Source organism: Pseudomonas ogarae (assembly GCF_014268695.2).
In the GTDB taxonomy this organism is placed as follows: domain Bacteria; phylum Pseudomonadota; class Gammaproteobacteria; order Pseudomonadales; family Pseudomonadaceae; genus Aquipseudomonas; species Aquipseudomonas kilonensis.
The window spans coordinates 3,621,571-3,635,760 of the sequence record NZ_CP077086.1 but is presented as its reverse complement, the minus strand read 5'-3'; the positions used below and the strand labels follow the sequence as shown (position 1 = coordinate 3,635,760).

At 59.2% G+C, this 14,190-nt stretch carries 14 protein-coding genes; 7 read left to right on the top strand and 7 right to left on the bottom strand.

The window, feature by feature from the left end; translation table 11 throughout:
- The first annotated feature begins 65 nt into the window (after positions 1 to 65).
- The gene (locus HU749_RS15770) at positions 66 to 611 is read left to right on the top strand and encodes a hypothetical protein (RefSeq protein ID WP_046062426.1); all 546 of its coding nucleotides are present in this window, start codon (positions 66 to 68) and stop codon (positions 609 to 611) included.
- A gap of 42 nt (positions 612 to 653) precedes the next feature.
- Here HU749_RS15770 and HU749_RS15765 read toward each other — a convergent pair whose 3' ends face one another.
- The 7 genes from HU749_RS15765 to HU749_RS15735 all read right to left on the bottom strand — a co-directional run bounded on the left by HU749_RS15765 (position 654) and on the right by HU749_RS15735 (position 6,934).
- On the bottom strand, positions 654 to 1,289 hold the full coding sequence (locus HU749_RS15765) for a hypothetical protein (protein ID WP_046062425.1): 636 nt from the start codon (positions 1,287 to 1,289) through the stop codon (positions 654 to 656).
- A 115-nt stretch (positions 1,290 to 1,404) separates the two neighbouring features.
- A complete protein-coding gene (locus HU749_RS15760) occupies positions 1,405 to 1,905 on the bottom strand; it encodes a lipocalin-like domain-containing protein (protein ID WP_079303377.1) in 501 nt (166 codons plus the stop codon).
- A gap of 71 nt (positions 1,906 to 1,976) precedes the next feature.
- Positions 1,977 to 3,299 carry an NTP/NDP exchange transporter gene (locus HU749_RS15755; protein WP_079303378.1) on the bottom strand — a complete coding sequence of 441 codons (1,323 nt, stop codon included), beginning with the start codon at positions 3,297 to 3,299 and terminating at the stop codon, positions 1,977 to 1,979.
- Positions 3,300 to 3,369: 70 nt separating this feature from the next.
- A complete protein-coding gene (locus HU749_RS15750) occupies positions 3,370 to 4,362 on the bottom strand; it encodes an oxidoreductase (protein ID WP_225919099.1) in 993 nt (330 codons plus the stop codon).
- Positions 4,363 to 4,467: 105 nt separating this feature from the next.
- Entirely contained in the window at positions 4,468 to 4,728 is a 261-nt protein-coding gene (locus tag HU749_RS15745) for a DUF2790 domain-containing protein (RefSeq protein WP_079303380.1), read from the bottom strand.
- 128 nt (positions 4,729 to 4,856) lie between these two features.
- Positions 4,857 to 6,230 carry a heavy metal sensor histidine kinase gene (locus HU749_RS15740; RefSeq protein ID WP_079303381.1) on the bottom strand — a complete coding sequence of 458 codons (1,374 nt, stop codon included), beginning with the start codon at positions 6,228 to 6,230 and terminating at the stop codon, positions 4,857 to 4,859.
- Complete coding sequence (locus HU749_RS15735; protein ID WP_079303382.1) at positions 6,230 to 6,934, bottom strand: heavy metal response regulator transcription factor; 705 nt, start codon at positions 6,932 to 6,934, stop codon at positions 6,230 to 6,232. The genes HU749_RS15740 and HU749_RS15735 overlap by 1 nt, the downstream gene beginning before the upstream one ends.
- A 549-nt stretch (positions 6,935 to 7,483) precedes the next feature.
- On the opposite strand from HU749_RS15735, the gene HU749_RS15730 reads away from it, so the two are divergent.
- The 6 genes from HU749_RS15730 to HU749_RS15705 are packed head-to-tail and all read left to right on the top strand — an operon-like array spanning position 7,484 to position 14,180.
- Positions 7,484 to 9,709, top strand: a complete 2,226-nt coding sequence (locus HU749_RS15730) for a type VI secretion system Vgr family protein (protein WP_079303383.1) — start codon at positions 7,484 to 7,486, stop codon at positions 9,707 to 9,709.
- Between the two features lie 16 nt (positions 9,710 to 9,725).
- Positions 9,726 to 10,184, top strand: a complete 459-nt coding sequence (locus tag HU749_RS15725; protein WP_046062415.1) for a DUF6484 domain-containing protein — start codon at positions 9,726 to 9,728, stop codon at positions 10,182 to 10,184.
- 12 nt (positions 10,185 to 10,196) lie between these two features.
- Positions 10,197 to 11,339: a DUF2169 family type VI secretion system accessory protein gene (locus HU749_RS15720; RefSeq protein ID WP_079303384.1), complete on the top strand. Its 1,143-nt coding sequence runs from the start codon at positions 10,197 to 10,199 to the stop codon at positions 11,337 to 11,339.
- A complete protein-coding gene (locus tag HU749_RS15715) occupies positions 11,336 to 12,400 on the top strand; it encodes a 3-oxoacyl-ACP synthase (protein WP_225919098.1) in 1,065 nt (354 codons plus the stop codon). The genes HU749_RS15720 and HU749_RS15715 overlap by 4 nt, the downstream gene beginning before the upstream one ends.
- Positions 12,397 to 13,314: a DUF4150 domain-containing protein gene (locus HU749_RS29405; RefSeq protein ID WP_003201902.1), complete on the top strand. Its 918-nt coding sequence runs from the start codon at positions 12,397 to 12,399 to the stop codon at positions 13,312 to 13,314. The genes HU749_RS15715 and HU749_RS29405 overlap by 4 nt, the downstream gene beginning before the upstream one ends.
- On the top strand, positions 13,314 to 14,180 hold the full coding sequence (locus tag HU749_RS15705) for a hypothetical protein (protein WP_172436071.1): 867 nt from the start codon (positions 13,314 to 13,316) through the stop codon (positions 14,178 to 14,180). The genes HU749_RS29405 and HU749_RS15705 overlap by 1 nt, the downstream gene beginning before the upstream one ends.
- The last annotated feature ends 10 nt before the right edge of the window (positions 14,181 to 14,190 follow it).

Genomic DNA, 14,190 nt, shown 5'->3' with positions numbered 1-14,190 from the left:
TCCTTGATAGCTTAAGGCCATCTGTCGATAATCACGCCTTCTAAAAAAGCACATAAGGATTTGCTGTGAAGAAGCTCTACTTGGCTCTACCGTTCTGCGCGCTGCTGCTACAAGGCTGTGGCGTGACCATGACCCGCTATGAACCCAACTTTCAGAACGTTCAGCAGCTCAAGCAAAATGCACCCATGCAGCCCTTGCGCGAGACGCAGGTGAATGCGGATTCAGGTCAAGGGTCGCTGATGGTGCGCCTGAACCCGATTTCGTCGCCCGAGGGCAGCGTTCCACTGCACATCCAGGCCGCGATCAACGATGAGCTCCGCCAGGCGGGTCTGTTGGACCCTCGTGCTGACCGGCAGCTGCAGGTTCAGTTGGTCAAGAGCCAGCTCACCGCAGGCATGAGCAGCGGCCATGGCGAAGTGGCTGCGCGCTTCACGCTGCGTAAAGGTGATCAGGTTCTATACGAAACCACTAAGGATGTGCAGCGTGATTGGGACAGCAGTTTCTTCGGTCCGATCGCCATTCCGGCGGCCGCGAACAACTACAACCCTATGTTGCAAGACTTGCTCAAGAGCTTGTACAGCGACCCGCAGTTCACTCAAGCGTTGAAGTGATCAAAAAAAAGAGCCGCGATTGCGGCTCTTTTTCTATTGGTGTCAGCCCCGTGGAATATGGGTGTCGACAGCGGAGTATTTTATGCGGTTGTTGTCGACCCAGTTCTTCAACAGCGCATTGACCTGGCGGTTGAAGGTGTCGGTGATGGCCGCCTTGGGCGTATTACCTGCCAGGGGCAGGAACCAGATGCCCATCCAGGTGTTGACCGCATCATGATTGCTGGTCTTGCCCAACGGCTGACCCTGCTCGTCCAGGGTTTCCAGGCTCATGGTGTACTGGTCGGTCGCCAACGCAGGAATGATCGTGAACGTGAAGCCACTGAGGAACGCCAGGACCATTTGCCCACCGCCTGGCGCATGGTTGTAGACCTTCAATCGAAGACTGTAATCGCCTGGTTGTTTCTGGAATTCGTCAAAGACCACGCGCCCAAAAAGCCCTGATTCATCGAAGGTTCGCTTCAGGTCGGGCTTGAGCATGTCGCGAGCCTGCGGCACCTCGGTGGCCTTGGCATTGTCGGGATCGCCCTGATAGAAATCGAAATCGACATAGACATTCGGCTTGTTCGAGTAGCTGGCCATCGAAGGCAGATTCACGGGGGCTACTTCATCTTTGGTGAAACTGGCGCATCCACTCAGGCTCAAGGCCAAGACGAGGCCCATGGCTTTTGCAAATTGCATATCGACTTCCTTGCGTAATTTGACTGATGCCGCTCACAGAGAGGGGGACGAATTCTAGCGGGATCCGCCTAAAAGCAAAAGGCCATCATCTGATTGCACGCACGCCGCTTCGCAATTACCTGACACGCTCAAAAACGATGTGAACCTTCGCCCCATCCGGGCGGCGAAAATCTTCTACCATTCGGTTGCCATCGACCTTCAACTGCAGGTCGTCCCGGGTGCGCACAGCGCCCACCCAGTTCGGGAACGTAGACCCTTCGACAGTGTTGCCTGTGAACTCACCGTTCTGGTCGACGGTATATCGCCCGAAAAACCCGATGCTCCCCGCCATCGCTGCCCGGTTTTCCTCATCGGTGCCTTCGCCACGAACGTTGGATCGAAACGCCGGCACGCGTGGATCCGTGAGTACTTCGACAAACGTCAGCTCTGGCGTGAAGACGAGCCAACCATGAGGATCGGGGCCATAAGCATTCGATTTAATGCCCTGGCTCTCAACGGTTGCACTGACCATGCGCCATGTTCCGACCACGGAATTCTCTTTGCCCGCAAACACACTGGAGCACCCCGAGAAGGCAATCACCGCTACGACCGCCAGTACCTTGTTTTTCAGACTCATCCGCGTCACCTTTCCTCGCCGCAACGACGCGGCAGACAATAGAGTGGGTTTCATTCTGGTCGGCACGGTCTTCATGCCCTGGCCGAGATGGTCGCCAAACGTAGCTCCCGCAACGTGGCATTATCCGCCTTCCGCCCCAGTTGCCAGCCCAAGTAACCCCACAGCAGTGCGCAACAGGCGCCGATTATCGCGGCCAGACCGGCCCCCTGCCCTAGCAGGTCGAGCAGACTCTTGGCCCAGCCGCTCATGGCGTCCCCTGCGCGATAAACCACGGTGTCGATGAAGTTCTTGGCCTTGTATTTACTCTCGGCATCCAGCGGCGCGAACAGCATTTCCCTGCCCGGTCGGACGAACGCGTACTCACCGATTCGTCGCACGATCATCACCGCCGCCAGCAGAGCGAACCCCGGCGCCAACGCCAGGCCGAGGAAGCCAATGCACATGAGCAGCGGCACGACGGCCAACAAAGCGCGCACTCCCAACTTCGGCGCGATGCGGCCGGTGATGAACAGCTGGGACAGCAACGCACCGGCCTGCACGATGATGTCGATGGTGCCGAAGATACGTACTTGCGCCGCGCGATCGGGATAGAGCTCGGCCACCAGGCGCGCCTGTTCGAAATAGAGAAAGGTGCTGACCGTCGCCAACAACACGACAAACCCGGCGATGCCCAACAGGTAAGGTGACCTGAGCACCGCCGTCAGGCCACTGAACGGATTACCCTGCAATGGCTGCCGGGGGCTTTGCGTCGGCGCAGCGCCGGGACGGCCAGCCCCGCCCGTTTCGCGCCACCCCATCAACACCCGTTTCAACACCAGCGTGGCACCGAGCAACAAGGCCGCCAGAAACATCAATCCCGAGGCGCCGAGGGGGCCGATGAGCAGCGCGCTCAGGGCCGGACCCAACAGACCGCCGACGCTGGCGCCCGCGGCGATGAAGGCGAACAGACGCTTGGCCTGCTCGCTGTCGAATACATCTGCCATCAGGCTCCAGGCCACGGATACGACGAACAAGTTATAAACCGAGATCCAGACGTAAAAGACCCGGGCCAGCCAGATACTGTCCGGCTGGAACTGGAATAACTCGACGAACATCAGCAGGTTGAAACCGAAGAAGCCGTACACCCAGTCGATCAGGCGCAGGCGCGGCACTCGGGAACTGAGCCAGGCGAACAACGGCACGGCTGCCAGCATGACCAGGAAGGTCGCGGTAAACAGCCATTGCAGATTCTCCACCCCCGCCGCGATGCCCATCGATTCACGGATTGGGCGCAGCATGAAGTAACCGGTGAAGAGACAAAGGAACAGCAGGAACCCGCACAGCGCCGGACGCAACTCACCGTCGCGGGCGTTCAGGGCGAGACTCAGCCGGTGAAAATAGGGAGGCGCAGTCATAAGGAACTCCGGGGAGATGGCAACAAGACAAAGGCCAAGCGCGGGACGGACGCCCGCGCCCAGGGTTGCATCAGCGATAGGTCACACCGGTCAGTCGCTCGGAGACGGCCCAGAGTCGTTCGGCATCGGCCTGCGTGCTCGCGGCGGGCGGCGTCTTTGCTAAGCCCAACGGACCGCGTCTTTCATCGTCACCAGTCGGGCCGTAATAAGCTCCGCCCACAGCTTGCGCAGCAGTGGCGGCATATAAGGTGGGCAACGCCCCTTGTGCCGCGGAGTGATACGCGTCACGGTCCTTTGCCCAGCGCCGACCGAACTCGCTGTCCAGGCCTGGACCCCGAGCGACCAATTCGGTGACGGCAACGCCGGGATGCGCCGCCATGCTGCGAATGCCCCAGTTTTCAGCATCACTGCGCCGCTGCAAGGCAAATGCCCAGTGCAGGATGGCCAGTTTCGATTGCGCGTAGGCCGCGTACGGGTCGTACTTCTGCTCGCTCTGAAGGTCATCAAGGTTCATCGCGCCGCGCGCCGCGGCAATGCTGGACAGGCTCACCACGCGGGCATCCTGGCTTTGACGCAGGAGCGGCACCAACAGGCCGGTCAGCGCGAAGTGCCCCAGGTAGTTGGTGGCCAACTGAAGTTCAAAACCATCCGCGGACGTGCCCCGCTCGGGCGGTGCCATGACGGCGGCATTGTTGATCAACACGTCGAGGCGCGGCAGCCGCTGATTGAGACGCTGGGCCAGGTCGCGCACCGATGAAAGATCAGCCAGGTCCACGTTCTCGAACTGTACCTTGGCATCGGGCACGGACTCGCGAATACGCGCAATGGCCTGTGCTCCGCGCTCCGGGTTGCGCGCGGCAATGATGACCTCGGCACCGGCACGCGCCAAGGCCAGCGCATCCTCGTAGCCCATGCCGCTGGTGCCACCGGTGATCAGGACAATCCGGCCTTTCTGGGACGGTATGTCACTGGTCGACCAGTCTGGTTTCGGTGTAATGCGATCGGAAGCTTCGATACCCACCGCACTGAGCAGCGCGACGCCAGCGGCGAGGGTTCTCGCCATTCTCGCAAGCCGATTCATGGTGTTCGTGCGGCCAATGGCGGGTGTTGTTCTATTCCACATGGTGATGGTCCCTGTCTGAAGAAATGAACCGGCATCGCCGGACGTTCACTGTGTCGAGCACGCCTCAGCCAACTGCAGAAAGCTGACGCGTTTCTTTACCCCTTGGGTGTTCAAGTAGGTCATCTTGGCTTGCACGACCTCGCATACCGGCGATGTCGCCGCCTCGATATGAATGACCCTGGCGATGTCCAGCGGCATGCCATATTCGTAGGCCGGGAACTGCGTTTGCTCTTTGGCGAGCAGCGGCGAGCCGCTCAAGGAGATGACTGCCAGCAGGCCGGCAATCGACAGGTTTCGAATGTTCATAGTGGGCTCCACGACACTGTCCTCGTTGGGATGGTCGTGGCACTCTAGGCGGGGGCGACTGACGTCAAGGTGACTGCTGGCTGACGGGAAGATGTCAAACGCGGGCGGACTTTACTCGCAGGCGGCGACTAGCGCGCCGCCTGGCTCATCAGGGAAAATCCAAACGTATTGAGCCCATCCTTGCTGTGGGCGAACACCCGCCCACCGTGCATGGACGCCACCGCCCGCACGATGGAAAGGCCCAGGCCATGGTGGGCATCGCTTCGCGCCCTGGCGGTGTCGGCGCGATAGAAACGCTCGAACAAACGCTCCAGGTGCACGTTGTCGATGGGCTCCCCGGCATTGGAAACGCTCACCTCGACCTGCATGCCGTGGCTGGCCAGCGTCACCGTGATGGTGCTTGTCGGCACCGCGTATCGCGCCGCGTTCTGTATCAGATTGGCCAGGGAGCGGTGAAAGAGGCGTCGGTCGATGCACACGCGCATGTCACCTTGGATCACCACGCTCAGCTGTTTGTCGTGCAGGACCGGCTCCAGATACTCCACCGTCTTCGACGCCTCTTCATAAAGCGAGACATCACTGAGCTCGGTTGCCCGCTGCCCACTCTCGGCCCCGGCCAGGAACAGCATGTCATTGACGATGGTGCCCATCCGTTCCAGCTCTTCGAGGTTCGACTGCAGCAAGTCCTGAAGCTCGCCCACCTCGCGGCCGTGTGCCAATGCCACCTGGGTCTGTCCGATCAGGTTGGTCAGGGGCGTTCGCAGCTCATGGGCCACATTGGCATTGAACCCTTCGAGCTGGCACCAGGCCGCTTCCTGGCGAGCCAGGGCGCCGTTGAATGACACCGCCAGTTCCTGCAATTCGCCTGGCAGCGCCTCGGTGTCCAGTCGTTGCTTCGAATCCCCCGGCGGCAGGCTGTTGGCTTGACGGCTCAAGCGCCTCACCGGTCCCAGGCCAAAACGCGCGATCCAGTAACCGAGCAGCGCAACCAGCCCGATGCCCAACGCCGAGGTCAGGATCAATATCTTGGTGAAGTGGTCCAGGGTCTTCAGAAACGGCGTTGAATCCAGCCCCACGATAAAACGCAGTTCCGGCCGGTTGCCCATGGGGGGAATGGTCTTGAGCAACACCATCATGGGCCGCTCTTTCTCAGGCAGGTCGACGGTAAACAGCCCATCGGCACGCTTCGACCAATCCTGGCCGTCCGGCATCGCCCCGCCGTAACTGAAGGCTGGGTTGTCCACCAGGATCCAATAGCGGACCCGTTCATCCGCAGGCGTCAGGCCGTCGAGCTTCTGGCGCAAACCGACCCAGAACGTCGGCGAATCGTATTTGGCGAGCACCGGGTCGAGCACGGAATGGCGCAGGATCAGCTCGTTCTGCATCTGCTCATCAAGCGATTGCTTCAAGGAACAGCGCAACAGCGTCGCGCTGATCGACATGATCAGCAGGACAGCGAGGGCGAACATCAGGGCGAGCCGCTTGGCGATCGATCTTTTCATCAAGGCGTACCCGTTTGCCTGCCATCTGCCTCTCGGCTTTCCAGTACATACCCCATGCCGCGGACGGTATGTAGCAGCTTGCGCGGATACGGGGTATCCACCTTGGCGCGGACGCGCTTGATCGCAACCTCGACCACGTTGGCATCACTGTCGAAATTCATGTCCCAGACCTGCTCGGCAATCATCAACTTGGAAAGGATCTCGCCCTGATGCCGCGCCAACAGGCTTAACAGGGAGAACTCCTTGGCCGTCAGGTCCAGCCGCAGCCCTCCCCGGGTCACCTTGCGCGCTTGCAGATCGACCTCCAGGTCGTCGATGCGCAAATGCGTCAGGTCAACCGTGTCACCGGCGCGACGACGTATCAAGGCCTGGATGCGTGCGACAAGTTCGGCAAACGAAAAAGGCTTGCCCAAGTAATCATCGGCCCCCTCGCGCAGTCCTCGAATGCGGTCATCCACCGTCCCCCTGGCCGACAACATGATGACCGGGGTTTTCTTGTGCAGGCGCAGGCCTTGCAACACGTCGTAGCCGTCCTTGCCTGGCAGCATCACATCCAGGATCACGACGTCGTAATCCCATTCCAGTGCGTAATGCAGGCCATCGATACCATTTGTGGCAACGTCGACAATGTAGCCAAGCTCGGTCAAGCCACGATGGACGTAGGAGGAGGTTTTTTCTTCGTCCTCGACAATGAGCAAACGCATCGGGTAACGCCTCTCTTAAAACGGTGCCACAAATTAGGAGACCCAATAGTCGATCCCCGATGTTTGGCTGGGTGCTGATGCTTCAAGCCCCCTACAAGATCGCCTGGATGTACATTTTCCCCAGTCTAGGCCGCGAAGGTGTCCGCAGGCTGACCGCTTCCTGACATTCTTGTCAGAAAGGCGTCAAGGGCCGAGTCCGTCATTCTTCCTGAGTTATTCGATTTTGGAATTACAGTTATAGCTAACGAAACTACGTAGAGGACCTTCCGTCACCTATCTTGACGTCAGGTGTCCATCCCTTTTTGGGCGATGCTGGAACGTTATCTAACGGGCTCCGGACAAACGTTAATCCACAAGATACGGATCTGCTTGTACCTTCACGTTGATTGAAGACCGTAAGACCGATAAGGAGATCACCTCTGTGGTGGATGTACAGCAATTGTTGGATTCGATTTTCCCTGGCATCCCCTATGGCGACGACCCTGCGTACGGCGCCACCTTCCTTGCAACGGCCAACTGACGCCCGAACCCGAGCCAAGGAAGCCGCTCATGGCAATCACGCAAAACACCCGTTTGGTACAGGTCGACAGTCCTCTCGGCGGCGATGTCCTGTTGTTGCAAGGCATGGACGGCAGCGAAGAGCTGGGGCGTTTGTTCCACTACGAATTGGACCTGACCTCCGAAGACCGGGCGATCACGTTCGACCAGTTGCTGGGCAAGCCGATGGGCCTGACCCTGGAGCTGTACGACGGTGGCAAACGCTACTTCCACGGCATTGTCTGCAGTTGTCGGCAACTGACCGGGCACGGCCAGTTCGCCGGTTATCGCGTCAGTCTACGGCCCTGGTTCTGGCTGCTCACGCGCACCTCCGACTGCCGGATTTTCCAGAACAAGACCGTGCCGGACATCATCAAGCAGGTGTTCCGCGACCTCGGCTTCTCCGATTTCGAGGACAGCCTGAGCGGCAGCTACCGCGAGTGGGAATATTGCGTGCAGTACCGCGAAACCAGCTTCGATTTCGTCAGCCGGTTGATGGAGCAGGAAGGCATCTATTACTACTTTCGCCATGAAATGGCGCGTCATGTGCTGGTGTTGGCCGACGCCTATGGCGCCCACACCACGGCACCCGACTATGCCTCGGTGCCCTTCTATCCGCCCGATCGGCAAATGCGCGAGCGCGATCATTTCTACGACTGGCAACTGGCGCGGGAAGTACAACCTGGCTCGCTGGCGCTGAACGACTATGACTTCCTGCGCCCACGCGCCAGCCTTGAAGTGCGCTCCAGCGTGCCGCGCAACCACACCAACGCCGACTACCCGCTCTACGACTACCCGGGTGAATACGTCCAGAGCAACGATGGCGATCACTACGCCCGTACCCGCATCGAAGCCATTCACAGCCAGTTCGAGCGTGTGCAATTACGCGGTCGCGCCCGCGGCATCGGTTGCGGTCATGTGTTCACGCTGACGGGATACGACCGTGCCGACCAGAACCGTGAATACCTGGTGGTGACCGCCCGTTATCAGATCCGTCAGGATGCCTATGAAAGCGGCCAGTCGGACGTCGACGAACAGTTCGTCGGCGAGCTGGACTGCATGGATGCCAACCAGGCCTTCCGCCCTCTGCCCCTCACGCCCATGCCCATCGTCCGTGGGCCGCAGACCGCTGTGGTGGTAGGTCCCAGTGGCGAGGAGATCTGGACCGACCAGTATGGCCGGGTCAAAGTGCATTTCCATTGGGATCGCCATGACCAGTCCAACGAAAACAGCTCCTGCTGGATTCGCGTGTCCCAGGCCTGGGCCGGCAAGAACTGGGGCTCCGTGCAGCTCCCGCGGATCGGTCAGGAAGTGATCGTCAGTTTCCTCGAGGGCGATCCGGATCGGCCTATCATCACCGGCCGCGTCTACAACGCTGAACAGACCGTGCCCTACGGATTGCCGGCCAATGCCACCCAGAGCGGGGTAAAAAGCCGTTCAAGCAAGGGCGGTTCACCGGCCAACTTCAATGAAATCCGCATGGAGGACAAGAAAGGCGCCGAGCAGCTGTTTATCCACGCCGAAAAAAACCAGGACATCGAGGTCGAGAACGACGAGACCCACTGGGTGGGCCACGACCGCAGCAAGACCATCGACAACGACGAGACCGTGCACGTCAAACACGACCGCACCGAAACCGTCGACAACAACGAAACCATCACCATCGGTGTGGATCGCAAGGAAAAGGTCGGCAATAACGAAACCATCTCCATCGGTGTGAACCGTACCGAGGATGTCGGCAGCAACGAGAAAATCACCATCGGCGCCAATCGCACCGAGAACGTGGGCAGTAACGAGACCATCACCATCGGTGCCGACCGCACGGAAAAAGTCGGTGCCAACGAGAAAATCACCATCGTCAGCAACCGCACCGAAGACGTGGGCGGCAACGAAACCATCAGCATCACTGGCAACCGTAACGAAACGGTCCAGGGCAACGAAGGCATCGAGATCAGCGGCAACCAGAGTACCCAGATCGGCCAGAACGAGTCCCGCGACGTCACCCAGAACCGCAGCACCAACATCAAGCAGAACGACAGCCTGGACGTGGGCAAGCACTTCTCCCTCAACGCCGGCGACTCCATCAGCCTGACCACGGGCGCGGCGAGCATCACCATGAAGAAGGACGGCACCATCGTGATCAGCGGCAAGAACATCACCATCGACGGCTCCGGCGCCATCAACATCAAGGCGAACAAGAACGTGGTCGTCAAAGGCCAGAAAATCCTGCAGAACTAGCCACGGAGTGGGCGCCATGACCGTTGAATATCATTTAGCCGTTTCCTCCACCGCCACGCCCGCGCGCGTGGATGGCGTTGTGATTGGGGTGCTGCTGGATGTGCCCAGTGCAGATGCCCCTGTGGTGGCCTTCCCTGGCTGCCCCGGCGAAACCGGCCTCGCCGCGCGCACCACCACCCCACTCGCCCGTGAAGACATCGGCGCCCAGGTCGCGCTGATGTTCGAGGCCGGCGACCTGACCCGGCCGCTGGTGATCGGTCGCATCCAGCGTCTGCCGCAAACCACAACGCCAGCCGTCGCCCACCTGGACGGCGAGCGCCTGGAGTTCACCGCGGAGCGGGAAATCGTCCTGCGCTGCGGCAAGGCCAGCATCACCCTCACCCGCGAGGGCAAGATACTGATTCGAGGGACCTATCTTTCGAGCCGATCATCCGGCGTGAACCGCATCAAGGGCGGTTCGGTGCAGATCAACTGAGGCAATGACGCCATGGAATTGGTAAACAAGACTCGCCTCGTCGGCGGTTATACGACCTCAACCGATAAAACGGGCCGTGAATGGCTTGTCGTGGTGGCGAAAGGAACCTACGGCATTCCAGATCACCCTGGACATGCGCCTCGCCTGCTCGAACAACAGGCTCCGTTGATCATGGCCGACGTATTCCCAGGTGAACCGAGTGAATCAGCTGCGTTATACGAAAACGATTTTGCGCTGCACAAGCCCCGCTGCGATGTCCTGCTCAATGGTCACTGCCACGCCCCCAATGGAGAGCCGGCGACGGAGGTGAACGTAGCGCTGAAAGTGGGGACTCTCGTCAAAGCATTCAAAGTGATTGGGGCACGAATCTATGAGGACAGCGCCCTCTCACACTCGATAAGCAAACCTGTTCCATTCACCACAATGCCGATTACCTACGCGCAGGCTTTTGGCGGCGTGGATCGCACGCATGCAGACCCGGCCAAACACAAATGGTACCCATGGAACCCGGTTGGAGCCGGATTTTACCCCGCAGCAAACAGTGCCCAGACCAATGGCTTGCCGCTCCCAAATACCGAAGAACTGGACAGGCCGGTCACCGCCCCCCACGAACATTACAAGCCAATGGCATTTGGCCCGATTGGTCGAGCATGGCGGCAGCGTATCCAATGGGCCGGCACCTATGATCAGGCGTGGCTTGATCATCAATTTCCATTCCTTCCCGAAGATTTTGACTTGCGCTATTTCCAATGTGCACCCGAGGACCAGCAAATCGATTATCCCCGGGGGGGCGAAGAAGTCGCGCTGCTTAATCTGAGCGATAAAGGCCGCTCGGCATTCAGGCTTCCGGCAAACCTGAAACTAGCGGTGCTTGTCGTTTTTCACGACGACAGCACACGGGAAGCAGCCGCCGTGGTCGACACCGTCATTCTTGAACCTGACGCGAATCGCCTGACGCTGACATGGCGAGCCTCTTCGCCCCTCGGGCGCAACATCAAGGAGGTGGCCAAGGTCATCGTCGGGCAAACCGCCGATCAGTTCGAACAGGCCAAGGCCAACGAAGAACGCATGCGAGGAAAACAACACTTCAAGTCATTGGCTCAACTCATCGCGTGGACTAAGGAAGCCTATCCTCCCGCGGAAGAGGAGATATGACCTCCATGCAGGGACACGCCCTCTTCATCACCAGCATGGGCATGGCGTGTCCCGTGGGCTTATGCGTCGCCAGCGCCTGTGCTGCAAAGCGCGCCGGGCTGTCAGCACTCCAGGAGCTGCCGTTTTTTGACAACGCGTGCGAACCCATCGTCGGCGCGGCTGTGCCCAGCCTTGACCTGGCGCTGCCGGCAGCAGCGCGCATGTCCGGACTCATGATGCATGCACTGGTCGAGTTGATACAGGGTGCGCCGAAGCTGGATTGGACAGAAGTGCCATTTCTCCTGTGCCTGGCTGAACCGGAGCGCCCCGGAATCAATATCAGGGAAATAGCCCAGGCCGTCATACAGGACGTATCTTCCAAGTTGGGCATACAGTTCCATCCAACGCATTCCAGGGTCATCCCCTCTGGCCATGTTGCCGGCATGCATGCCCTTCATGAAGCCAGTCGATTAATGCAGGAAACACGGGTTCCCGCCTGTGTGGTGGCGGGTGTTGACTCGCTGCTCAGCGCCTTGACGCTGCAGTGGCTGGACGAACATCGCCGGCTGAAAACGGCGACTCACAATGACGGCTTGTTTCCTGGCGAAGGGGCCGCGGCCATCCTGATTCAGGCCTATCGGCAACCTGGTACCTGCCTGCAAATCTCAGGCCTGGGCTTTGGGCAAGAAGAGGCGCCTCTTTTGTCGAGCAAACCCCTGCGGGCAGGCGGGCTGACCGACGCCGCTCGTACGGCGCTCGCACAGGCCAAACTGGGTCTGCATGAAATTGACCTGCGCCTGTCCGATGTCACGGGAGAGCAATACGGGTTCAAGGAACTTCCGTTGATGGAGGCCCGGCTTTTTCGGACAGTCCGAAAAGAGGATCAGCCACTGTGGCATTGGGCAGAGGCCATGGGTGACACCGGGGCCATTGCTGGAATCGTCCAATTGATACTCGCCGACCAGGCGTTTCGCAAAGGCTATGCACCGGGAACCACCGCGATCTGTCTGAGCAGTGCCCTGGCCGGCGCACGTGCCGCCGCCGTTGTGCGCGACCTTAGCCAGCCAGAGGGGGACCTATGAGCTGCGACGTTTACGCAAATGGCGATGAGATTGCCTGCAAAGCGGGTGGAGGCAAGGTCATCGCGGCGTTCCCGGATGTCTGCCTGACGCCACCACCGCCTCCGGGAGGGCCAATCCCGGTGCCCTATCCAGACACCTCGTTTTCCAAGGACATGAAGAAAGGCAGCAAGACCGTCAAGATCGAAAACAAGGAGATCATGTTAAAAAATCGCTCCTTCTATAAAACCTCACCGCTGGGCGATGAAGCTGCCACAAGAAGCCAGGGTGCCGGTGTCATCACTCACGTCATCACCGGCAAGACCTATTTTGTCTCATGGTCAATGGATGTTCTTTTCGAAGGCCAGAACGTAGACCGACATACCGATCTCACCACATCGAATCATGCCAGCCCTGCAGCGAATGCGGCTGTGCCCATGGTCAACACCGCCAAATACAGTCCGGTGCAACAAGACGCCAAGGTGCCGGGCAAACACAAATGTGAATGTTGTGGCGGCGCGGCGCACTCCAAGGCTCAAGCGAACGGGGAGTACATGACGGAGGAGCAATTCTACGGCACCGCACAAAATCCCAAGAATGCAGCCGTGCTTGCCAAAGTCCGGGCCAATCCCAAGTGCAGGCACCTGTTGCCACCCGCCGGAAAGCAACCGAGCGGCTGCAATAAGTACTACGTAACGAGCAAACGAGAGAAGGCCAACATTGAAAATGATTGGGCGATTAACAGACCAGGCTATATGCGTTGGAAAACAGAAGTGGGCCAGGGAGAGCCGGTGGCGCATAGAGTCCCCAAGGCGGCCGGAGGTTGTCCGGCCGGGCAAGGGAATCTCGCCCCTACTGGCAAGAAGTGTGAGAAGCTCGAAGGAGAGCTGAGTGCACTTCAAGAAACACGCATCAATAGTTTTCCAAGGCCCGAATGATGAAAGCCTCTATTTACAAGCACACCCAAAGACCTGGTTTCCTTCAAGACAGCTTCTATTGGAAGGGGCGTGGATATCACTACAGTGGCCCCGCTCCGGCAGAAGTATTGTCACCTGACGGATGGATGAGCAATGACCCGTGGATTGCACTTGCTGCGATTCTGGAACAGGCCAAGCATGGCGATTACAGCCACGTATCCCAACTGCGCAAATGGATAGTGGACCCCAGTTGCGACCCAACGCTGGTATCGGCCTGCCTCGGCCTGACCGCTGATGCAGGGCTCGACACTGACCTGGATTTCCTTGCCGATCTCATACTCGAAGGCCCCACTTACCTTCGCATCGAGGCGTGCCTGGCAGCCCAGTGGTCTGGTGTGCTGTGGCTGATACCTTTCATGGTTGAGGCATGGCGTACGTTTGCACGTCGGGCCGACCGAGCCGCCGTGGAAGCCAATTTAACCAATCTTCTTGACCCCATCGAAAACGAGCCCGAGTTCTTTGACAGTGGCCTGAACGAAGTCGATTACAAAGCGGCTGTCGATTCACGACTTAGCGAACTGCAGAACGCTTATGGCAGCGATCGCTGCTCAATTTCCGGGGGGATGCCCGTCGACATGAACAAACAAGTCTGGGTCATGAGAAAGTCCCTGGTTCCTTCAGGCACTGACGAATGGATCGATTGGAGCAACTTTCTTATCTGGAGGCGTAAATTCGAGGTGTATTCCGGCGTCGACTGTTCCAGCTTCTACGGAAAAAACGGCGAGTTCCAACCGCTGAATGCGGCCGCTGTCCTGGACCGGTACATGGCCTCTCCCCTGCACTTCGAAGTCGGTAAACGTTACTTCTTTGGAAACCTGGTGCCGTAACAAGACAGAG